This is a genomic window from Kitasatospora sp. NPDC005748, from assembly GCF_040630735.1.
In the GTDB taxonomy this organism is placed as follows: Bacteria; Actinomycetota; Actinomycetes; order Streptomycetales; family Streptomycetaceae; genus Kitasatospora.
Window position 1 is genome coordinate 99234 of sequence record NZ_JBEXYD010000009.1, and the last position, 20258, is coordinate 119491.

Annotated in this window: 21 protein-coding genes and 1 pseudogene; 17 read left to right on the top strand and 5 right to left on the bottom strand. The window is 71.9% G+C overall.

Going from position 1 to position 20258, the window contains the following annotated elements:
- Positions 1-174: 174 nt before the first annotated feature.
- Both ABZ495_RS10145 and ABZ495_RS10150 read right to left on the bottom strand, forming a co-directional pair.
- The gene (locus ABZ495_RS10145; protein ID WP_359835211.1) at positions 175-945 is read right to left on the bottom strand and encodes a phosphotransferase; all 771 of its coding nucleotides are present in this window, start codon (positions 943-945) and stop codon (positions 175-177) included.
- Positions 946-1662: 717 nt separating this feature from the next.
- Positions 1663-1995 (bottom strand): DUF6191 domain-containing protein, encoded by a 333-nt coding sequence (locus tag ABZ495_RS10150; RefSeq protein WP_359835213.1) that lies wholly within the window; start codon positions 1993-1995, stop codon positions 1663-1665.
- Between the two features lie 370 nt (positions 1996-2365).
- Here ABZ495_RS10150 and ABZ495_RS10155 point away from each other — a divergent pair.
- Positions 2366-2446: pseudogene (locus ABZ495_RS10155) on the top strand (BBE domain-containing protein); the annotation flags it as partial.
- Between the two features lie 110 nt (positions 2447-2556).
- On the opposite strand, the gene ABZ495_RS10160 reads toward ABZ495_RS10155, so the two are convergent.
- A complete protein-coding gene (locus ABZ495_RS10160) occupies positions 2557-3183 on the bottom strand; it encodes a pyridoxamine 5'-phosphate oxidase family protein (RefSeq protein ID WP_359804521.1) in 627 nt (208 codons plus the stop codon).
- A gap of 112 nt (positions 3184-3295) precedes the next feature.
- Positions 3296-3643 carry a metalloregulator ArsR/SmtB family transcription factor gene (locus ABZ495_RS10165; protein ID WP_329485911.1) on the bottom strand — a complete coding sequence of 116 codons (348 nt, stop codon included), beginning with the start codon at positions 3641-3643 and terminating at the stop codon, positions 3296-3298.
- A 333-nt stretch (positions 3644-3976) separates the two neighbouring features.
- On the opposite strand from ABZ495_RS10165, the gene ABZ495_RS10170 reads away from it, so the two are divergent.
- From ABZ495_RS10170 to ABZ495_RS10240, 15 genes are all read left to right on the top strand, one after another.
- A complete protein-coding gene (locus ABZ495_RS10170; RefSeq protein WP_359835215.1) occupies positions 3977-5209 on the top strand; it encodes an MFS transporter in 1233 nt (410 codons plus the stop codon).
- Between the two features lie 741 nt (positions 5210-5950).
- Positions 5951-6718 carry an alpha/beta fold hydrolase gene (locus ABZ495_RS10175; RefSeq protein WP_359835217.1) on the top strand — a complete coding sequence of 256 codons (768 nt, stop codon included), beginning with the start codon at positions 5951-5953 and terminating at the stop codon, positions 6716-6718.
- Positions 6715-7713 carry a LuxR C-terminal-related transcriptional regulator gene (locus ABZ495_RS10180; protein WP_329485908.1) on the top strand — a complete coding sequence of 333 codons (999 nt, stop codon included), beginning with the start codon at positions 6715-6717 and terminating at the stop codon, positions 7711-7713. Before ABZ495_RS10175 ends, ABZ495_RS10180 begins: the two co-directional genes overlap by 4 nt.
- Positions 7714-7900: 187 nt before the next feature.
- A complete protein-coding gene (locus ABZ495_RS10185) occupies positions 7901-8767 on the top strand; it encodes a diiron oxygenase (RefSeq protein WP_359835219.1) in 867 nt (288 codons plus the stop codon).
- Positions 8767-9612 carry a hypothetical protein gene (locus tag ABZ495_RS10190; protein WP_359835221.1) on the top strand — a complete coding sequence of 282 codons (846 nt, stop codon included), beginning with the start codon at positions 8767-8769 and terminating at the stop codon, positions 9610-9612. The genes ABZ495_RS10185 and ABZ495_RS10190 overlap by 1 nt, the downstream gene beginning before the upstream one ends.
- A gap of 186 nt (positions 9613-9798) precedes the next feature.
- On the top strand, positions 9799-10047 hold the full coding sequence (locus tag ABZ495_RS10195; protein ID WP_329485905.1) for a phosphopantetheine-binding protein: 249 nt from the start codon (positions 9799-9801) through the stop codon (positions 10045-10047).
- Positions 10048-10059: 12 nt separating this feature from the next.
- The gene (locus ABZ495_RS10200) at positions 10060-10887 is read left to right on the top strand and encodes an SAM-dependent methyltransferase (RefSeq protein WP_329485904.1); all 828 of its coding nucleotides are present in this window, start codon (positions 10060-10062) and stop codon (positions 10885-10887) included.
- A gap of 73 nt (positions 10888-10960) precedes the next feature.
- The gene (locus ABZ495_RS10205; protein ID WP_359835223.1) at positions 10961-11920 is read left to right on the top strand and encodes a 3-oxoacyl-[acyl-carrier-protein] synthase III C-terminal domain-containing protein; all 960 of its coding nucleotides are present in this window, start codon (positions 10961-10963) and stop codon (positions 11918-11920) included.
- The gene (locus ABZ495_RS10210) at positions 11917-13284 is read left to right on the top strand and encodes an ATP-grasp domain-containing protein (protein ID WP_359835225.1); all 1368 of its coding nucleotides are present in this window, start codon (positions 11917-11919) and stop codon (positions 13282-13284) included. The genes ABZ495_RS10205 and ABZ495_RS10210 overlap by 4 nt, the downstream gene beginning before the upstream one ends.
- The gene (locus ABZ495_RS10215) at positions 13281-14555 is read left to right on the top strand and encodes a type III PLP-dependent enzyme (RefSeq protein ID WP_329485901.1); all 1275 of its coding nucleotides are present in this window, start codon (positions 13281-13283) and stop codon (positions 14553-14555) included. The genes ABZ495_RS10210 and ABZ495_RS10215 overlap by 4 nt, the downstream gene beginning before the upstream one ends.
- Positions 14556-14778: 223 nt before the next feature.
- Positions 14779-15033: a phosphopantetheine-binding protein gene (locus ABZ495_RS10220; RefSeq protein WP_329485900.1), complete on the top strand. Its 255-nt coding sequence runs from the start codon at positions 14779-14781 to the stop codon at positions 15031-15033.
- 11 nt (positions 15034-15044) lie between these two features.
- Positions 15045-15890: a hypothetical protein gene (locus tag ABZ495_RS10225; protein ID WP_359835227.1), complete on the top strand. Its 846-nt coding sequence runs from the start codon at positions 15045-15047 to the stop codon at positions 15888-15890.
- Entirely contained in the window at positions 15890-16531 is a 642-nt protein-coding gene (locus ABZ495_RS10230; protein ID WP_359835229.1) for a hypothetical protein, read from the top strand. Before ABZ495_RS10225 ends, ABZ495_RS10230 begins: the two co-directional genes overlap by 1 nt.
- A complete protein-coding gene (locus ABZ495_RS10235) occupies positions 16524-17684 on the top strand; it encodes an acyl-CoA dehydrogenase family protein (protein ID WP_359835231.1) in 1161 nt (386 codons plus the stop codon). Before ABZ495_RS10230 ends, ABZ495_RS10235 begins: the two co-directional genes overlap by 8 nt.
- 85 nt (positions 17685-17769) lie before the next feature.
- Entirely contained in the window at positions 17770-18192 is a 423-nt protein-coding gene (locus tag ABZ495_RS10240; RefSeq protein ID WP_359804532.1) for a holo-ACP synthase, read from the top strand.
- A 144-nt stretch (positions 18193-18336) separates the two neighbouring features.
- Here the strand turns inward: ABZ495_RS10240 and ABZ495_RS10245 are convergent, their stop codons facing one another.
- The gene (locus ABZ495_RS10245; RefSeq protein WP_352294059.1) at positions 18337-18876 is read right to left on the bottom strand and encodes a TetR family transcriptional regulator; all 540 of its coding nucleotides are present in this window, start codon (positions 18874-18876) and stop codon (positions 18337-18339) included.
- Positions 18877-18967: 91 nt separating this feature from the next.
- Between ABZ495_RS10245 and ABZ495_RS10250 the strand changes: the two genes are divergently transcribed.
- Positions 18968-20227 carry an MFS transporter gene (locus ABZ495_RS10250; protein ID WP_359835233.1) on the top strand — a complete coding sequence of 420 codons (1260 nt, stop codon included), beginning with the start codon at positions 18968-18970 and terminating at the stop codon, positions 20225-20227.
- The last annotated feature ends 31 nt before the right edge of the window (positions 20228-20258 follow it).

Here is a 20258-nt window from a genome sequence, read left to right on the forward strand (position 1 = left end):
TCGGCCCCGCCGACTTCCCGTGCGACCGCCCGTGACGCGGGAGTCCGGCAAGAGCCGCCGCGTCAGCCACCGCCGGAGTCGGAGCAGCGGATGGTGGACACCGTCTCGCAGGCCGGGCGAGGGTGATCCCCTCGCTTGTGTGTGCGGGGGGCAGCAGGAGTGCGGGTGGCACGGTCATGCCGCCTCGAAGGCCGCGCGTAGGGTGTCGCGGTGGGCGCGTACATAGCGGATGTCTGCCTCGTACAGGTCGGTGTGGCCGTCCCTGATGTGCTGCTGGAATGCCTCGTTCCCCTGCGCGGCCTGGTCGCGCATGAAGTCGATGAGGGCCTGCAGCCGGTCGGGGACGGTGTCGATGACCTCGGCGCCCACGCCCGGCCCGTAGGCCCGGCAGAAGGCTGCGACCCGGCGCCCTTGTTCCCGGGGTGTACCGAAGCTCTCCGGGTTGTCCGGCCCCTGCAACGGCGCGAACCGGTAGACGGCGTAGGCGACGTCCCAGACGCGTGGTCCTGGATGCGCCGCGTCGAAGTCGATGAAACCGACCGCCAGGCCGTCCTTCACCACGCAGTTGTACTGAGCGGCGTCACCATGGCACATGACCTCGGCCGGCTGCCGGACCGGGAACAGCCAGGAATCGCCCGGTTGCCGGTGGAATGTGACGGTGGCGTCGTGAAGGCCCCGCAGCAGCTCGGCGGCGGAGGAGAGGAGTTCGGCGGTCCGCAGGTCCGGCGTGAGCGCGTCGTGCACTTCGCCGTCGAGGAAGGTCAGCAGCTCGTTGCCGTCGGCGTCGAAGCCCCGGGGCTCCGGTGCGCCGTGGTACCCGTGGTCGTGGATGTGCTGCAGCAGCCGGTGGATCGCCGGCGTCGCCGGGGACGTCGGCCGGTGGACGACGTCCCCGCGGCGGCGCACGACGTTCACGCCACCGCGGAATTCCTGCTGTTCGGTCATTCACCGCTCGCTCTCGGGGATTGGTGGCCGACTTTTGCCAGCCGTGCGTCGGGCGGGGGCGCGTCCCGCGCCAGGAGGTCCCGCGCGGTGGGATCAGGCGGCAGCGCCCCGCAGAAGGCGGCTGCGGTGGCCCGGTCCGGGGACGGACTGTACGGGCCTGCCGCCCGCAGCGGGCGCGGCGCGTTCGTCCTGCAAGGTGTTCGGACCACGCAGCTCGCGCACTGCCGCGCTTGTGTGCCGCGTCCGCTCCTTGCTGAAGGGCTGACCCCCGCGGACGCGGGGAGGACCGTTCGGTCCGCGCCCGTCTATTCGGGCGACGGCGCCGGGGCCTTCGCGGCGGTGTCCGCGGGGAGGACCCCTTCCGACCTGCGGCGCAGCATTGGCTTTGGCGTCCCCCGCCTCGCCCCACGGCTGTTCGCCCCTCTTCGAGACCGAACCGCCGAACAACGCTGGCGCGACCGCCCGGAACCAACCCGACCACAGCCTGATGATCGCTATGCGGCCGTCCTCCCCGCGTCCGCGGGGGTCAGCCGCCGCCCTAGACGGGTCACGATCTGGGCGGCCGAGACCTGCGAGCGGGGACTGTGGGTGGCCGGTACCGCGATGGACTGTCACGGGCGCGGGGAGCAGTTGGCCGGTTGGCCGCCGCCGGTCGGGCACGGGGGACCATCGACTCTCACGACTCTCATGGGAGTGGAGGAGTGAGGGTCGAGGCGGTCAATTCCGTCCGCCGGGCTTTCGGTCGGTGCCAGTCGGCTGCTTCGGGAGCACGATGACGGCGCGGCCCGAGTGTAGATCGATGGTCGAGCGGGGCGGTGCGGCGTCGCCCTCCTCATCGCGGCGCATTGCCTCGGCAGAGCGTTCCTCCAGCTCAGTGGCCTTGCCGCTGTTCACCGAGCCGGTGAAGACGTCCATGGCCACGGTGGACACCGAAGGCGCGCCGCCGACCCGGCTCAGCCGTCGTCGGAGCCGAGCCGGGACCAGCCTCGAACCGGCCAGTTGTCGAAACGCCGTCGAGGCTAGCGCGAACAGCGCCACCGCCAGCGCCAAACCGGGCAACGTAAGAGCGAACGCCATGACCATCGACCCGTGACCCCCAGTTGCACGACGCTCCCCGCATCGTGTTCCGACCGACAAACGGCCCGCACCTGAACGGTAGTTCCCGAACGGGCGACGCGCGGGCCGGCAACTCCGGGTCAGCGGGCCGACAGCGCCGGGGCGCCGCCGTGCTGCCCCCCCGCACGCGTGCGAGGATTCGTGATAGCCGCGGAGCCACGTCCCCAGTGCCTGGACATGGAGGTCCACGGCAGCAGCTTTCCCGGGCGTCCAGGCCGAGGTCGAGGATCTCGGCGGCACGGCTGATGGATCGCGCCCCTGGGCTGCGCGGAGACGCCGACCGCGTGATGACAAGCAGAACTACGCCCGACTGCTGAAGGCCAAGGAGACCTGGGACGAGAAGAACGTCTTCCACCACGCCCAGTCGGTCACCTTGCCTTCCTGACCGCACACACGGAGCCATGCCGGCCAGCCGGTCAGCAGATGAGATGGAGGTGAAAGGCGCCAGAGCAAAGGAGGGGCGGCGTTCTCAGGTCCGCGCACCTTCAGGCGGGTCTACCCGGCCCGCTGCTCCAGTTGCGTCCGCAGTAGGCGGTTCTCCTTCTCCAATGCGGCCAGCCGGTCCTGCAACTGGTCGAGGTGGGGCCGGAGTTCGGCCTCGGAGAAGCGCGGGGTGATGTGCTGGGGGCAGTTCCAGTTGAAGCCCTCGACGTGGATGGTCATCAGGCGTTCCACCCGGCCCCCGGTCCGGGTGGCGAGCAGGCGCCGGTCGAGCTCCGGATTCTCCTCCAGGTCCTGCACCGAGGCCCGGCCGAAGAGCTTCAGCCGGGCCTGGCGGGCGTAGTCCATGAAGAACAGCGCCACCCGGCCGTCCGCGCGGATGTTGCCGGTGCTGATGTACTGGCGGTTGCCGCGCACCTCGGCGAAGGCGATCGTCCGCTCGTCGACGACCTGGGCGAAGCCGGGCGGACCGCCGCGGAACTGGACGTACGGCCAGCCGGTCTCGCTGACGCTGGCCAGGTAGAACCCGTCGCGGGACTGGATGAAGTCGGTCTCGGCGTCCGTCAGCTCCTCGGGCTCGTCGCCGTGCGCGAGCTGGCGGATGGCCGACAACTCGCTTCCCTGTTCCCTCTGGACCAGGCGCACCTCGTCGGTGTAGGCCAGGTGGGCGTAGCGGCCCATGCTGTGCTCCTTCTCGCCGGTGGGGCGGTTGGGTGGACGCGATGGCGCGATGGCGCGGCGGTGCGGTGGCGGTCCGGATCACCGGATCACCGGGCCCGCCGGGTCAGCCGGGTCAGCCGGTCGGGACGGCCGGTGGGGCGGTCGCCGGGGCGGCCGTGAGGATCGAGGTCAGGAGTCCGGGGAAACGGGCTTCGAGGTCGTCCCGGCGCAGCCGGCTGAGCCGACTGTTGCCGACCAGCCTGGTCGCCACGACACCGGCCTCGCGCAGGGTGCGCAGGTGGTGCGAGACGGTCGAGCGCTTGACGGGCAGGTCCAGCGACGTGCACGACTCCTCGGCGGAGGCGTCGAGCGCCCGGAGGATCTGCAGGCGCACCGGATCGGCCAGTGCCTGGAGCACGGTGCCGATGTCCACCGCCGCAAGGTCGGGCTGTGGCAGCCAGGTCTCCTCGATCGCGTGCATCCGCTCCACCCTGCTCGTCGGTGCGGCCGTGCACCGGTGCCGACGGTACCCATCCGCCCGGGCCGCTCGGCAGGAGGCTCTCCGTGCTTCGATAGTAGTCGTCTTGTCCGATGGACATCGACCTTTCTGACGTCTTTCGGCCGCCGCGGGGGAGTTGCGGGGGACCGGCGTCGCCGCGGGGTCGTCGGCCGTCGATGGCTACAACGGAACTTCTCCGACGGGCATTTGGCCGGAACCCGACGGTCGGCCGCGCTGTCGGCACCAGTGGGGGAGGCCTCTGCCGTTACGATGCCGGTCGTAACAGACGCCGATCATCGAACCGGGAGTCGCACCGTGACCGACCCCGCCGACGCGTCCCCGGCGGCCCCCTGGGGACCCGCCGCGATGCTCCTGGCCCTCGGTACCTTCGCCGTGGGCACCGACGCCTTCGTCATCGCGGGCCTGCTCCCCGACATCGCCGGTTCACTGCACGTCGATGTCGCCGCGGCGGGCCAGCTGGTCAGTGTCTTCGCCCTCGCCTACGCGGTGCTCTCCCCGGTTCTGGCGGCGCTGACCGGCACCTGGTCACGGCGTACCGTGCTGGTCACGGCGCTGCTGGTGTTCGGGGTGGGCAACGTGGTGACGGCGGTCGCCCCCGGCTACGGGCTGGTGCTGGCCTCGCGGGTGATCGCGGCGGTCGGTGCGGCGATGTTCACCCCGAACGCGGGCGCCACGGCGGCGGCGCTCGCAGGTGAGCGCCACCGTGGCCGGGCGATCGCCATCGTGACCGTGGGCCTGACCGCCTCGCTCGCCCTCGGCGCGCCGCTGGGCACCGCTCTCGGCGACGCGATCGGCTGGCGGGCGACGATGTGGTTCGTCACCGCCCTGGCGGTCCCGGTCGCCGCCGTGATCGCGTGGCGACTGCCCGAGATCAGGCTCGGCACCGCGGCCGGGCTACGACGGCGCCTGTCACCGCTCACCGATCGGCGGGTGGCCGGCGTGCTCGCCTTCACCCTGCTGGCCTTCGTCGGCGTCTACCTCCCCTACACGTACATCAGCTCCGTCTTCGCGCCGGCCGTCGGGGGACACGGGGCACGGGTGTCGCTGCTGCTGCTGGTCTTCGGGGTGGCCGGCACCGCCGGGAACCTGATGGCCGGGCACCTCGCCGACCGGTACGGGCCGCGCAAGGTGGTGATCGCCGCGACCCTGGGGCTCGCGGCCGTCTTCCTGGCGATGCTGGCGGGCCGGGGCTCGTTCGCGGCCGCGCTGGTGTCGGTGGCGTTCTGCGGGGTGGCCTCCTGGTCGCTGACCGCGCCGCAGCAGCAGCGGATCATCGCGCTCGCCCCGGCGGGCTCCGAGTCCCTCGTCGTCTCGCTCAACGCGGCCGTGCTGTACCTGGCGGTCTCGCTGTCCAGCGTCCTCGGGGCGATCGGTCTGAAGGCCTTCGGCTCCGCCGGGCACCTGCTCCCGGTCGCGGCGGCCTTCGCCGTGTCGGCGGCCGGCCTCGCCTGGATCTCGGGCCGGGCGGACGGCCGCACGGCGCCCGCCGAGCCCCCTGCCGCGCCGGTGTCCTCGGCCGCGGAGTGAGGCCGCCGGGCAGCGGCCGCCGCTGCCCGCCGCTGCCGCCGCTGACGACAGTGCCGACAGTGCCGACAGTGCCGACAGGGCCGACAGTGCCGACAGGGCCGACAGGGCCGACAGGGCCGACCGGCGGAGCCACCTCGTCGGCGTCGAATCGGCCTCCTCTGCGACCTCGTCACCGAAGAACTACGCGGGCTTGACGCCGAAGAAGGCCGTGGGGGCCTCCGGGTGGTGCAGGGGCGGACTTTCGCGGGGTCGTTCCGCGGATAGGCGATGTGCACCGTCGAGATATCTCTGTCATGGAGGTGAATGGCCTTCGCCACCGCTTCGTTGCGGTACGGACCGCGATCCCGGGGGCGGACGGTCGGGAAAGAGGTGGTCGAGGCGCCTCCCGGGTGCGTCCGGGCAGGATGGTGCGTGTTCCTTCATGGCCTTCCAATCCTCACCAGCAGTCCCACGGGGAACACGTCGCACACGGACTCTGATTGGTTGACATGAAAGTGGCGCAAGGTAAGCTGACGTCCTGGCAACTGCTGTGGCCGCGAACCGTGTTGCGGCCCTCACCATGGATAACGCGAGTTGCCGCCGTCGACTCCGCCCCGACGGCGATCACGGCTCGAGGAAAGCGCCGAACCTGCCTTCTGCCGACTCTCCTCACCGAAGAACTTCCACGCCTGCGTCAATCATTTGCGTCTCCGCTGCCCAGTGATCGGATAGGACGGGACAACTGGGATGGAAGAACAAGGCTTGACCAATAACACGGGATGGATCCGGATATTCGACCCCGCACCGAAGGCCGGGCTGCGCCTGGTCTGTTGCCCGCACGCCGGGGCCTCGGCGGGCACCTACCGCCTGCTCTCGGCCGCCCTTCCCGGCGGCGTCGAGGCGCTGTCGGTCCAGTACCCCGGGCGGCGCGGCGGGTCCGGGGGGCGCGGGATCGACGACATCGGCGCGCTGGCCGACCGGATCGGCACCGAACTGCTCGGCTTCGACGACCTGCCGTTGGCCGTGCTGGGCCACAGCATGGGCTCGGTCGTCGCCTTCGAGGTGACCCGCCGGCTGGAGGCGGCCGGGCGGGCGCCGGTGCGGCTGTTCGTCTCGGGCCGCCGCTCGCCGTCCGCCGGGCTCGGCCTGAACATCCCCCGGGGCGACGACGAGGTCCTGGACGAACTCCGGGAGCTGGGCGGGATCCCGGCGAGGCTGCTGGACCGCCCGAAGTACCGCGAGTCGATCCTGACCGTCATCCGCAACGACTACCGGGCCAACTCCCGTTACACCGCCCGGCCCGACACCACCGTGACCTGTCCGGTCACCTTCCTGTTCGCGGACGCCGACCCGTATCTCGACCTGGCGGCGGCGCTCGGCTGGAAGGGCCACACCACAGGGGAGTTCCGGCTCACCTCCTTCCCCGGTGGCCACTTCTTCCTCGATCAGCAGTTGGCCGCGGTGGTCGCGACGATCACCGCGGATCTGGGTGTCGGATCCACCGGACGAGCGGACGGAGACAGAGCGTGAAGCGGGGACTGTGCTCGATCGACGAGGAGCTGGCGGTCCGGGTCTACGAGCGGCTGCTGGTGGCCAAGGGGGTGACCCTCCCGGAGCTCGCCACCGACCTGGGCATCACGGCCGAGCGGGCGGAACAGGCGCTCTCCGCCCTGCGCTGCCTGAAGCTCGTCAGGTACTGCCAGGAGCAGGGGCGCTTCGTGGCGCGCAGCCCCGAGATCGCCCAACTGGAACTGCTCATGCCGCTGGAGCAGGCGATCCGCGAGAAGCGCCGTGAACTGACGGACTTCCAGGACACGCTGGGCTCGTTCGCCGACACCTACAGCAGCCTCCAGCGCACCCGGCTGCGGAGGGAGCCGGTGCTCAGCGGGCTGGACCGGGAGCAGACCGGGTTGCGGATGGCGGACGCCCTGCGCGACCGCCCGTCCGAGATCCTCGTCATGGAGCCGTTCGCCCCGGTCCAGGGGCAGGACTCGCACGTGCTGGGCCTGTCGGCGCTGCCGCCCGGGGTCCCGATTCAGGTCCTGTACCCGCACACCGCCCGCAGTAGCCTGGCCTCACGCGGCAGCCTGCGGACGCTGGCCGAGGCGAGCGCGCGGGTCCGCACCTCGACCCAGGCCTTCGAGCGCCTGGTCATCGTGGGTGGCGAGGTGGCCTTCCTGGCCGACCCCGGGGGTGACGACGCGGGCGTCACCGTCGTCTACGAGCAGGCCATCGTCGCCCGGCTGGTGCGCTCCTACGAGCACGCCTGGGCGTCCGGGACGGACATCGACTCGAACGTGGTCAGGTACGGCGAGACCCTGGACGAGGTCCGCTGCGCCATCCTGGAACTGCTCGCCTCGGGGCTCAAGGACGAGGTGGTGGCCCGGCGCATCGGCATGTCCTCGCGGACCTTCCGCCGTCACCTCGCCACCATCATGGACGAGTTGAACGCCGAGAGCCGGTTCCAGGCGGGCGCGGCCGCCGTCCAGGCCGGACTCCTGCCGGTCCGGGGCGCCGCCGGCTGACCGGTCCGGTGCCGTCGGTCCCGGCGGGCGTCGCCGCTTCGATATGGCCGTATGTGGCCACACCACATCAGGTCATTGCGGCGCCCGCCGGGACTTCCCTACCTTCGAAGAGTGCCGGAAAACGGCACGGCATTGGGGCGGCCGGTCACCGCGAGGCGGCCGGGGAAACTCGGAGGTCAACGCCAGCATGGTCAGCAAACTGATCGACCAGGACGGCCGGTTCCTGGAAATACTCGACCGTCTGACCACGAAGTCGATCGATGACTACTACAACCCCTACAAACTCTTCGAATGGCCGGACAGCCTGCCCGAGGAGATGTGGTGGATGAGCCCCGAACTCACCACCACCCACGGTACCGAGGCCGCCCGGCGGCTCACCGAAAAGGAGCTCCACGCACTGTCGCGGTACGAGAGCATCAACTTCTACAGCCTCAATGTGCACGGAATCCGGGAACTTCTCATCGAGGTCACCAAGCGGATTCACACCACCGGCTTCGAGACGCCCTCGGACTTCTTCCACCACTTCATCGGTGAGGAGAACGAGCACATGTGGTTCTTCGCCGAGTTCTGCCTGCGCTACGGCAGGAAGATCTACCGGCAGCCGGCCGGTGCGAACGTCGAGATCCCCCGCTCGAACGTGGAGAGCCTGCTGGTCTTCGCCCGGATCCTGATCTTCGAGGAGCTGGTGGACCACTTCAACTCCCGGATGGCGCTGGACGACCGCCTGCACGAGACGGTCCGCGGGATCAACCGGATCCACCACCAGGACGAGTCGCGGCACATCGCCTTCGGCCGTGAACTGGTCACCGCGCTGGCCGCCGACGTCCGGCAGACCTCCACCGAGGAGGAGATGCGGGACATCGCCGGCTACATCCGGCGCTACATGACCTACAGCTTCGAGACGCTCTACAGCCCGCAGGTGTACCGGGACGCGGGCATCGAGGACCCGCACGGCCTGCGCCGGCAGCTCCTCGAATCCCCGCAGCGCGCCGAGTTCGAGCAGAGCGTCTACCGCAAGACCGCCAAGTACCTCGAGAAGACGGGGCTCATCTGATGGCCGGCACCGCCCCCCGAACCACCGGCCCCGCCGGCGGACTGGTCATCCTCGACCCGGACCAGACCGACCTGCTCCTCGAACTCGACCGGACGTTCGCCGGCTGGGGCCGCTCCGCCGGAGCCCGCGAGATCCTCCCGCCGCCGCTGTACCCGGTGTCGGACCTGGAGAAGTTCGACGTCTACGTCAACTTCCCGCACCTCGCCCTCGTCGGTGCCGGACTCGACCTGGAGAGCGGCGAGAACAAGCCCGTCGACGGCCGGTTCGCGCCCGCCGCACTGCGCGGCGCACAGGTCGGCCTGCCCCACGCGACCTGCTACAGCGCCTTCCTGTACTACGAGAACTCCGTCGTGGCGGCGGACGCGCTGATCACCCTGGTCAACCGCTGCTTCCGCAACGAGGAGCGGTACGAGGGCCTGCGGCGGCTGCTCAGCTTCCAGATGCGCGAGGTCGTCGCACTCGGCTCGTACGAGCACACGCAGCAGGTCCTCGGGTCCTTCGCCGAGCGGATCGCCGCGTTCGCCGACGCGCTGTCCCTGCGGCTGGAGAAGGTGCCCGCCTTCGACCCGTTCTTCCGGGCCGACGGCGCCCGCGCCCTGCTCCAGAAGCTCAGCCCCGTCAAGTACGAGTTCCAGGTCGGCGACCTGGCTGTCTCCTCCGTCAACACGCACCGCAACTTCTTCGGCGAGCGCTGCGACATCCGCGGGCCGGAGAACGAGTTCGTCTTCACCAGCTGCGTGGCGTTCGGCCTGGAGCGGTGGCTCTCCGTCCTGGTCGACCTGCACCACGGCGACGCGGTCGAGGCCCTGGACGCGGTGCGGACCGCGGCCCGGCAGCTCGCCTGAGCCGCGGAGCCTCCGCGTAGATCCCGCACCGGGCCGCCTGGATCCCGCACCGGCCCGCGTGGGCCCGGCACGGGCAGCGTGGATCCCGTACGTCCCGAGCGCATCCCGCACGGCCCGAGCATGCCCGTATCGCCCTATCGCCCTATCGCCCTATCCCCCTATCGCCCCAACACCCGAGGAGTGGCAATGGCTTCGGCAGGAATCGACCAGGTCCGCGAGTGGATCCTGGCCAGGCACCCGGACCGGGAATCCATCGAGCCCGACGAGAACCTCATCGAGAGCCGCCTCGTCGACTCGCTCTCCTTCGTGGAGCTGGTCTACACGATCGAGAGCGCCAGCGGCGTCGAGATCGACTTCGACAGCATCGACATGCAGGACCTCCAGACCCTCTCGTCGATCGAGAAGGCCTTCTTCACCCCGGCCCGACTCCCGTAGGAGGCCATCCCCATGGAAGCTGTCTCGTACACGGCCCAGTGGACCGCCGCGGCCCGCGCCGTCGAGTCCGAGCGCCCTGGTGACGCCATGTTCCAGGACAGGTTCGCGCGCGATCTCGCGGCCCCGCGAGGCTTCGAGCTCCTCGACAAGTACGGCGGCGGCGGCCTGATCCCGTTCATCGCCATCCGCACCAAGTACCTGGACGACAGCATCGAGGCGCTGCTGGCGGACAGCGGCATCCGGCAGGTGGTCCTGGTCGCCGCGGGGATGGACACCCGGGCGTTCCGGCTGGCCTGGCCGCCCGGCAGCACGGTGTACGAGGTCGACCACGGCGGCCTCATCGACGAGAAGCGTGCCCGACTGGCCGCGCTCGGGGCGGAGCCCACGGTGGAGCGCCGCGAGGTGTCGGCCGACCTCGCCACGGAGTGGCTGCCCGCGCTGCACCGCGCCGGCTTCGACCCGGAGCTGCCCACGCTCTGGGTCGCGGAAGGGCTGATGTTCTTCCTCACCGAGGAGCAGGCCTCCCACCTGCTCGGCGTGCTCGGCTCGGTCTCGGCCCCCGGCAGCCGGCTGGCCGTCGACTTCGCCAGCCGGGCGCTGCTGCGCAGCCCCTTCTCCAGGGCCTTCCTGGCCGGCCTGCGCGAGGACGGCACGCCCTGGCTCTTCGGCACCGACGAGCCGGAGGAGTTCCTGGCCGGTACCGGCTGGAAGGTCCGCGAGCTGCGGGAGCCCGGCGAGCCCGGCGCGGGCCAGGGGCGCTGGCCGTACGAGGTGCAGCCCCGCGACCGCCGGGGCGTGGCGCGCAGCTGGCTGGTCCGCGCTGAGTTCGCCGGCCGCTGAGGAGCGGGCGGATGAGGAGGGAGCGGATGAGGAGCGGGCGGATGAGGAGCGGGCGGATGAGGGGAGTACCCGGATGGGTGGCGTGACCACACTGGAGAGGATCGAGTCGTTCCTCCCCGAACGGAGCGTGCGGATCGACGACCTCGCCGAGAGCCTGGGGCTGCGCCGCGCCGAAGTGGGCGTGTTCCGGAAGATCTACGGCCTCGACCGGCTGCGGTTCGATCCCGGCACCGGCCTCTTCGACCTGGTGCTTCCCGCGGCCCGCCGTGCCCTGGCGGCGCTTCCCGCAGGACGGCGGGTCGACTACGTCATCTACGCGCACACCATGCAGACGCTCGCCCCGCCGCACATCGACGCCGCCCGGGTCATCCGGGCGAAGCTGGAGCTGCACGACGCCGAGGCCTTCGCCCTCACCCAGCAGGCGTGCGTCAGCAGCCTCGGCGCCATCGACCTGGCCGGCGAGCTGCTGCGGGCCGAGGCGCCCGAGGGCGCGTACGCGCTGATGGTCACGGGGGAGCGGGCGTACTCCCCGAAGGTCCAGCTGATCCCGAACAGCGCGGTGATGGCGGACGCTGCCTCCGCCTGCCTGCTGACCGTCGGCGGCCCCGGCGACGAGGTGCGCTCGTACCTGACCCGCACCCTCGGCGCCTACGCGGCGGGCCTGGAGATGACCCCGCAGGAGATCAGCGCCTTCGGCCAGGACTACGCCACCGTGCTCGGCGAGGTCATCGAGGAGTCCGTCCGCCGGGCCGGCCTGAGCTTCGACGAGATCGACCTGGTCATCCCGCACAACGTCAACGCCGTCTCCTGGCGCCACACCATCCAGCGGATGGGCGCCGACCCGGACCGCTTCTTCCTGGACAACATCCCGCTCTACAGCCACTGCTTCGCCTCGGACGTGTTCCTCAACTACACCACCCTGCGCGAGCGGGGCCGGCTGGTCGACGGCGGCCACTACGTCCTGGTCTCGGTCGGCCTGGGCGCCACCTTCGGCGCCATGGTCATCACCCACCGCGAGGGAGGCACCCCATGACCGGCACCGCCTACACGGCGGACCTCAAGGAGGCGCTGACCGGCGACCGCGAAGCGCGGTTCGTCTGGCTCTGCAACTTCGAGGTGGAGAACCAGTGGGCGCGCGGCCACACCGGGCTCCCGGCGGCGCGGATCACCACCACCGCCGCGACCGTGCAGCGGATGGAGGAGCTCGGCGCCCTGCTCGCCGAGCCGACCGACCACCTGCTGCTCGACCGCCCGCTCGATCCCGGCTACCGCGCGTACGCGGAGAAGACCGGGCTCGGCGCGCCCACCGAACTGATCACCCGGGCACCGGCCGGCGAGGACGGCACCAGCGGGGCCGTCCTCGACTCCCCGGAGCTGCTGGACCGGCTGCGGGTGCTCGCGGGCGGCGGCGCCTATCTGATGCCGATGGGCAACTCCCCCCTGGAGCAGGAGATCTGCCGGCGGACCGGGCTGCGCCCCGCGGTGCCCGGTCCGGAGACCTCGGCGCGGGTCAACAGCAAGATCTACAGCCGCCGGCTGACCGAGGAGCTCGGCCTGCGGGCGATCCCCGGCTTCACCTGCGAGACGGTGGGCGAGCTCCACCGGGCGCTCGACGACTCGCTGGGCGACGGTGGGCCGGTGATCGTCAAGGACGCCTACGGCGTCTCCGGCAAGGGCCTGATCGTGCTCGACACCCGCAAGAAGGCCGACCGGCTGCTGCGCATGGTCGACCGCCGCGCGCGAAGCAGCGGGGACGACGCGATCCACGTCGTCGTCGAGCGGTTCCTGCCCAAGCGGTTCGATCTCAACTACCAGTTCACCATCGCCCGGGACGGGCGGGTGAGGTTCGACTTCGCGAAGGAGGCCCTGACCTCCGGCGGCGTCCACCTCGGGCACGTCATGCCCGCCGCGCTCTCGCCCGTCCAGCACGAGAGCCTCGTCGCCGCCGCCGAGCGGCTGGGTGCCCGGCTCTTCGAGGACGGCTTCTTCGGCGTGGTCGGCGTGGACGCGCTGCTCGGGCAGGACGATCTGGTGTACCCGGTCCTGGAGATCAACGCCCGTCTGAACATGTCCAGTTACCAGGGGCAGGTCACCGAGCGCTTCCTCGCCCCGGGCGGGGCCGCGCTGGCGAAGCACTACCCACTGCGGATCTCCGCCCCGGTCTCCTTCGACGAGGTGGCCCACGCCCTCGGGGACCTCGCCCGGCCGCCCGTCGACGGCAACGGGCTGGTCGTCACCTGTTTCGGCACGGTCAACGCGCAGGCCGGCACCTCCCTCCCGTTCGACGGCCGGCTCTACACCCTGCTCTTCGCCGCCGACCGGCACGGCCTCGGCAACCTCGACCGCCGGACCACCGAGGCGCTCCACCGTCTCGGCACCACCGAAAGGACGCCATGAACACCAGCGAACTGAGGGTGCAGGGGGTACCGGTCTCGCGGATCGCCGAGCAGTTCGGCACCCCGCTGTTCGTCTACGACGCCGAGGTGCTGCGCACCGTCTACCAGTCGCTGCGCGAGGGGCTCCACCCCGCGGTGGACGTCTTCCTCTCGCTCAAGGCCAACCCCAACGTCGCCGTCTGCGGCTACCTCGGCTCGCTCGGCGCCGGCGCCGAGATCTCCTCCCTGGTCGAGCTGATGACCGTCCAGCGGGCCGGCATCGCGCCGGAGAACGTGATCTTCCTGGGGCCGGGCAAGACCCGCGCCGAGCTGGAGGCGTGCGTCGCGGCGAACCTGCACGCCATCGTCTGCGAGTCGCTGGACGAGCTGCGCCTCCTGGAGGAGATCGCCGAACAGGCCGGGCGGGCGGAGGTGCCGGTCCTGCTCCGGGTCAACCCCGACTTCCACACCAAGGGCTCGGGCCTCGCCATGAGCGGCAAGCCGCGCCAGTTCGGCATCGACGCGGAACTGCTGCGCCGCTCCCGCCCGGTGATCGACGCACTGCGCCGGGTCCGGGTCCGCGGCTTCCACGCCTACATGGGCACCCGGTTCCTGAACGCCGACGACCTGGTGCACAACACCCGGCAGATCCTGGTGATCGCCGAGGAGCTGTCGCAGACGCTCGGCATCCCGCTGGAGACCGTCGACTTCGGCGGCGGCTTCGGCGTCGCCTACTTCGACAACGAGAAGGACCTCGACCTGGGGGCCGTCCTCGCCGGCATCAACGAGGTCGTCGAGCCCTTCGTCCGGGCGCACCCCGGTTGCCGGCTGATCAACGAGCTCGGCCGCTACCTGACCGCGCACGCCGGTACCTACGTGGTGCGCGCGCTGTACGTGAAGGAGTCCCTCGGCGAACGCTTCGTGGTCGCCGACGGCGGCACCAACCACCACATGGCGGCGGTCGGCGTCGGCAGCTTCGTCAAGCGCAACTTCCCGATCCGCTCGCTGACCAGGTACCGGGACGAGCCCAGCGACACGTACACCGTCACCGGGCCGCTCTGCACGCCCAACGACGTCATCGGCAAGAAGGTCGCCCTGCCGCCGGTCGAGGCCGGCGACCTGCTGGGCGTCGAGCGCTCCGGCGCCTACGGGCCGACCGCCTCCCCCGGGCTCTTCCTCAGCCACGGATTCCCCGCCGAGGTCCTGGTCCACAACGGTGCCGCGCACCTGGTCCGGGAGCGGGACCGCCGCGAGGAGATCCTCGCCAAGCAGCACCTCGTCGACTTCGACTGACCGGTCGGCGGCCGTTCCCGGCAGCCCCGGCAGCCGCGGCAGCCGCGAAGTCCCCGACCGCGCGAACGTGGCAGAGCCACCGCCAGCCCCGACAACCCCGACAACCCTGACAGCCCCGACAACCCTGACAGCCCCGACAACCCTGACAGCCCAGACAACCCCGACAGCCCAGCCAAGCCCAGACCGGCCCCGACAGCCCCGGCACAGAGGAGTGAACCGGAACATGGAACGTCAGAACGTGGTGTCCGCGGTGGAGGCCGCTCTCAGCGAGGTCCTGGAGCGGGCCGTCACCGGTATCACCGAGGACGCCCGGCTCTTCGAGGACCTGCACCTTGACTCCACCTCCGTCCTGGAACTGCTGATGGTCCTGGAGGACACGGTCGAGATCTCGGTGGACCCGGAAGCCCTGGACATGGACGACTTCAAGTCGGTGGGCACCCTCACCGACTACGTCCTGGCCCAGGCCGACGGCGCATGAGGGAGACCGCGATGTCCACGACCCTCCAGGGCGCCGGCGCGGTGGTCTCCCCGCCGCACCGGCCGTACGACGAGGACCCGGCGACGCTCTCCTACTACCGCGACCTGGTCGAGCCCTTCGGCCTGGAGGTGGCGCCGGACCTGCTGCGCGCCGCGCCGAACGTCACCCACCGCGACCTGGTCGACCGGCTCGCCGCGATCGAGGGCGTCCGGGACAGCGCGCCCGACCTGGTGATCGTGGCGCAGGCACTGCCGGACGTGACGCCGTTCGTCGCCATCGCGCCCTACCTCGACCGGCTGCTCGGCGGCGGGTCCGCCAACAACCTCGGCATCGGCCAGCAGGGCCTGGCCGCACCGTTCACCGCGCTGCGGGTCGTCTCCGCCTTCCAGCGGGCCGGCCGGAGCCGCACGGCGGTGCTCGCCGTCCTCGAACAGACCACCCTGCCGACCCGGTTCCCCCTGGTCCACGACAACGGCCTGGTCGACTCCGGGGTGGTGCTGGTCCTCGGCACCACCGGCGGACCCCGGGTGGCGGGGGTCGAGACGATCCCCGCCACCGAGTCGCCCCTCGACCGCCTCGGGGAGCTCGCCGCCAAGGACCCGGCGGGCACGCTGGTGGTCACCGGGCCCTGGTTCGACCGGCGGGGGCTGGACCAGGACGGCCCCCGGCACCGGGTGGAGCCCGGCAGCTACTGCACCAGCGTCTGGCTGGCACTGGCCCGGAACTGGCGTTCCTGGCAGCACCGGTACGCCACGGTGCTGCTCTGCGACACCGACCCGCGCTCCGGCGAGAGCCACCTGGCCGTGCTGGCCTCGGACTCCGCCGGGACCGCGGCCTCCGGTGAGGGAGCGCTCTGATGCCGCCGGTCGACACCCCGCCCCGGACGGCGCCCGGCGGCGCCGGCACCGGTAGCGCCGGGGCCGCGGCGGCCCTGCGGGACTTCGCCGCCGCGCTCGACGCCTGCCACGAGCTGGCGGGCCCGGGCGCGCTGGTCAGCTCGGCCGGCGGCTGGGCCGTCGCCTCGGCCGGGCGCCTGCCGGAGGGCGCCCCGGTGCCGGGCGGCTTCGACGCGCTCGCCGTGACCGGCCCCGGGGTGCCGTCGCCGGACCGGGCCCGGGAGCTGTTCGCCGACGGGCTGCTCCGGCTCCACCGGGAGCTGCTCCGCGGGCTGCTCGACGCCGTCGTGGTCCGGCTCAACGACCGCACCTCGGAGGGCGCCACCCTGCTCAACCGTCAGCTGGTGCGGAGTGCGGTGGCCGACGTCGCGCTGGCCCTCACCGAGGCGGCCGACCTGCTGGCGATCCCCGACCGAACCGCCGCGCGCCGCCACCGGATCCACCGCGGGCTGGTGGACGCGGGCCGCGTCGCGATCAAGCTGTACGGCGCGAGCGGCTTCGTGGCCGACGGCCCCGGCCGGCTGCTGTACCTCGCCGAACTGCTGGGCAACACCTACCTCCTGCCGGACCGCCGAGAACGAGACGAGGACGGGAATGAGTGAGCCGGACCCGCACCGGACAGCCGCGCTCAGGTCCCACATCCGCGAGTCCGCGGGAGAGCTGCGCGGGATCGGTCTGGAGATCGACCGCGACCCGGAGGCGATCGACCGCTGGCTGCACCTCCCCGTGGTGGACATCATGCGCAAGGCCACCGTCCCGGTGGAGTACCTGGAGCGGCCGCTGCGCATCGACGGACACACCTACGACATGAGCTCCTGCCTCGAACACTCGATTGCCATCGAGGAGTTGAGCTATGGAGACGCGGGCTTCATGCTCGCCTGCCCCGGCCCGCTGATGTCCGGCGTGGCGGTCGCCGCGCTGGGTGACGACAAGCAGCGGCAGGCCTACTACGAGCGGGTGGCGGCCCCCGGATCGACCTGGACCTTCTTCGGACTGACCGAGCCCGAGAAGGGGTCCGCCGCCGCCGAACTGGAGACGGCGCTCACCCCGGACGGGGACGGCTTCCGGCTGAACGGCGCCAAGCGCTACGTGGGCAACGCCGCCTTCGCCCAGCTGGGCGTGGTGTTCTGCCGCCGGGCACCGGGACCGCTCGGCATCGAGGCGGTGCTGCTGGACACCACGGCGCCCGGCCTGCGGGCCGAGCTGATCCCGACCGTCGGCCTGCGCGGCGCGCGGATCTCCGCGATCCGGTTCGAGGACGTCCGGGTGGAGCGCGAGCAGATCCTCGGCTACGGGACGCTCAAGCCCAGCCGGCGCGGGCTGGTCGGCGCCATCCGGACCTTGCAGCGGTTCCGTCCGGTGCTCGCCGGGACGGCGCTGGGGCTGGTCCGCGCGGTGCTGGACCACGTGCGGGAGGAGCGACCGGGGCTCACCGGTACGGACCGGCTGCGGCTGGACGAGCTGGTGGACGCCCTCGCCGCGCTGCGGCACCGGAACTACGAGGTGGCCGCCGCGATCGACGCGGGCCGGGCGGGAGCGGACCGGATCGCCGGGGTCAAGACGCGTGCCGCCGAGCTCGCCGAGCGCAGCACCCTGGCCGCCGCCGAACTGCTGGGCCCGGGCGCCCTGCTGGCGGATCCGCTGCTCGACAAGCTGTACCGGGACGCGCGGGCCTTCGAGTTCATGGAGGGCACCGGGCACATCCAGCGGCTGGCCGTCTTCCAGGGCGTGCTCAAGGGCACGTTCCTCCGGTGAGCCCGGTCCGTGCCGTCGTCGTCCGCGCCGTGCCCGCCGTCCGGGCCGGCGTCGTCCGGCCGCCTCGGCGGGGGGTGCGCTGACCGTGTGGATCGGTGTCGACGTCCTCCAGGAGGGCGAGCTGGCGGCGCTGCTCGGCCGGCCCTGGTTCCGGGTGTACGCCTACGCGCCGGCGGAGCTGGAGATCGCGGACTCCTACGGGGCGGAGCGGGCCCGGGAGTTCCTCACCGGCCGGTTCGCCGCCAAGGAGGCCGTGCTGAAGGTGATCGGCACGGGCTTCGGCGGGGGAGTGACCCCCCGGCAGGTGAGCGTCCTGCGCGCCGACGGCGGGGCGCCGGTGGTCCGGCTCGGCGGCGAGGCCGCGCTGAGGGCCCGAGAGCGCGGCATCGCGGCCATCGGGGTCTCGATCACGCACAAGCGGGGTCTGGTCATCGCCGCCGCCATCGGGACACCGGGCCGGGCCGCGGCGGACGCACCGCCGGTGGCCCGGGCCGGGCACCGGCCCTGACCGACGAACCGGACAGTCGAGAGAGGGGGAGAGCCCGTGCCACCACCGCCCCAGACGCCGCCCGCCCCGGGCCGGTGCCCCGCCCGCCCGACCGACGCGGGGGCCGCCGGGGCCGCGCCGGTCCTCCCGGGACGGGGGCGGCGCTCAGTCGAGGAGCCGCTCCGCCATCCGGCGGGCCAGCAGGGCCGGTGCGGCGTTGCGCTCGCGCATCGCGGTGACGATGGCGCCGTCCATCAGCAGGGCGAACTGCGGCGCGAGTTCGGAGTGCCGGCTGTGCCCGGCGGCTTCGAGCAGGCGGTCGAGGAAGTCGGTCACCGCCTGTTTGTGCGCTGCCGCCAGCCGGTACACCTCGCTGGCGGGGTCGGACACCTCCGCCATGGCGTTGATGAACGCGCAGCCGTGGAAGTTGACGTCCGCCGCCCCCTCCGCGAGGGCGTCGAAGACCGCGAGCGGTCCGCCCCCGCGGGCGTCCACGGCGTCTTCGAGCCAGGCGCGCCAGCTCTCGTCCCGACGGGTCAGGACGGCCGCCACCAGGGCGTCCTTGCCGGTGAAGTGCCGGTAGAAGGACGCCCGGCCGACCCCGGAGACGGCCAGCAGTCTCTCCACGCCGACGGCGTGGATCCCCTCGGCGTAGAAGAGCTCCTCCGCGGTCTGGAGGAGGCGGTCGCGTGCATGGGTCGCCATGGGTCCACGGTAGCGGATCTTGACCCCAAACGGCACCGAGCGGTACCGTCCTCATAAACAGAACCGATCGGTACCGAATGAAGGAGGGCCCATGGCCCGGCTGACCGATTCCGGCACGGGAACAGCGCTGATGGCCGAGGACGACCCCGAGGCGGTATCGGCGAGGAGTGCGTGGCGAGCCGTCCTGATGCTCGGCTTCGGCACCTTCGCGCTCGGTACCGACGAGTTCGTGCTCGCCGGGGTGCTGCCCGAGTTCAGCGAGTCCCTGGACGTCTCGATCGCCACCGCCGGCCAGACCGTCACGGTGTTCGCGCTGACCTGCGCCGTGATGTCGCCGGTCCTCGGCACCCTGACCGCCGGCTGGCCCCGCCACCGGGTGCTCAAGCTCGCCGTCCTGCTCTACATGGCGGGCGTGATCGCCACCGGGCTCGCCCCGTCCTTCGCGGTCGTCCTGGTCGCGCAGATGATCGCCGCGGCGGGCGCCGGCCTCTACATCCCCGCGGCCAGCGTCACGGCCGCCAGTCTGGTCGAACCCGAACGCCGGGGCCGGGCCATCGCCGCGGTGACCACCGGGCTGACGGCGGCGACGGCCCTGGGCGCGCCGATCGGCACCGTGGTCGGCAGCGTCCTCGGCTGGCGGGCGACGATGTGGTTCATCACGGCGCTGACGGCGCTGGGCCTGATCGGCGTGCTGGCCCTGGTGCCCCGGGTGTCCGTGCCGGCCCCTGGCGGGCTGCGCCAGCGGCTCGCCCCGCTCGGCGACCGCCGGGTGGTCACCGTGCTCGCGACCACGCTGGTCGCCTTCACCGCCGCCTACATCGTCTACACCTACATGGCCGAGGTGTTCTCCGACGCGACCGGCGGCAGCGGCACCAGGCTGGCGGTCCTGATGTTCGCCTTCGGTCTCACCGGGACGGTCGGCAACTTCTACGCCGGCGCGCTGGTCGACCGGATCGGTGCCCGGCCGGTGGTGGGCGGCGCCATCGTGCTGCTGGCCCTCAGCCTCGTCGTCCTCCCGCTGACCACGGGCTCCTACCCGGCCGCGCTGGTCGTCATCGTGGCGTACGGTGTCGCGGCCTGGGCCATCACGGCCCCCCAGCAGACCCGTCTGATCACCCTCGAACCCGAGTCCGCGCCCCTGCTGATCTCGCTCAACGCGGCCTTCCTCTACCTCGCCATCGCCTTCTCCGGCGTCATCGGGGCGGTCGGCATGAGCTCGATCGGCGCGGACCGGATCAGCTTCATCGGAGCGGGGCTGGCGGTGGCCGCCCTCGGCCTGTCCGAGCTGGCGCACCGGTTGTCCTCGCGTACCCCGGCGGCGGAGCCGTCGAAGGTCGATACGTACCACTGAAACGCGCTCGATCACTCGACGAAAGGGATGT

Excerpts from the sequence above, each read along its gene's own strand:
- ABZ495_RS10145 (WP_359835211.1), bottom strand. The coding sequence starts at position 945 with ATGACCGAACAGCAGGAATTCCGCGGTGGCGTGAACGTCGTGCGCCGC.
- ABZ495_RS10160 (WP_359804521.1), bottom strand. The coding sequence starts at position 3,183 with ATGGGCCGCTACGCCCACCTGGCCTACACCGACGAGGTGCGCCTGGTC.
- ABZ495_RS10165 (WP_329485911.1), bottom strand. The coding sequence starts at position 3,643 with ATGCACGCGATCGAGGAGACCTGGCTGCCACAGCCCGACCTTGCGGCG.
- ABZ495_RS10185 (WP_359835219.1), top strand. The coding sequence starts at position 7,901 with ATGGTCAGCAAACTGATCGACCAGGACGGCCGGTTCCTGGAAATACTC.
- ABZ495_RS10190 (WP_359835221.1), top strand. The coding sequence starts at position 8,767 with ATGGCCGGCACCGCCCCCCGAACCACCGGCCCCGCCGGCGGACTGGTC.
- ABZ495_RS10195 (WP_329485905.1), top strand. The coding sequence starts at position 9,799 with ATGGCTTCGGCAGGAATCGACCAGGTCCGCGAGTGGATCCTGGCCAGG.
- ABZ495_RS10200 (WP_329485904.1), top strand. The coding sequence starts at position 10,060 with ATGGAAGCTGTCTCGTACACGGCCCAGTGGACCGCCGCGGCCCGCGCC.
- ABZ495_RS10205 (WP_359835223.1), top strand. The coding sequence starts at position 10,961 with ATGGGTGGCGTGACCACACTGGAGAGGATCGAGTCGTTCCTCCCCGAA.
- ABZ495_RS10210 (WP_359835225.1), top strand. The coding sequence starts at position 11,917 with ATGACCGGCACCGCCTACACGGCGGACCTCAAGGAGGCGCTGACCGGC.
- ABZ495_RS10215 (WP_329485901.1), top strand. The coding sequence starts at position 13,281 with ATGAACACCAGCGAACTGAGGGTGCAGGGGGTACCGGTCTCGCGGATC.
- ABZ495_RS10220 (WP_329485900.1), top strand. The coding sequence starts at position 14,779 with ATGGAACGTCAGAACGTGGTGTCCGCGGTGGAGGCCGCTCTCAGCGAG.
- ABZ495_RS10225 (WP_359835227.1), top strand. The coding sequence starts at position 15,045 with ATGTCCACGACCCTCCAGGGCGCCGGCGCGGTGGTCTCCCCGCCGCAC.
- ABZ495_RS10230 (WP_359835229.1), top strand. The coding sequence starts at position 15,890 with ATGCCGCCGGTCGACACCCCGCCCCGGACGGCGCCCGGCGGCGCCGGC.
- ABZ495_RS10235 (WP_359835231.1), top strand. The coding sequence starts at position 16,524 with ATGAGTGAGCCGGACCCGCACCGGACAGCCGCGCTCAGGTCCCACATC.
- ABZ495_RS10245 (WP_352294059.1), bottom strand. The coding sequence starts at position 18,876 with ATGGCGACCCATGCACGCGACCGCCTCCTCCAGACCGCGGAGGAGCTC.
- ABZ495_RS10250 (WP_359835233.1), top strand. The coding sequence starts at position 18,968 with ATGGCCCGGCTGACCGATTCCGGCACGGGAACAGCGCTGATGGCCGAG.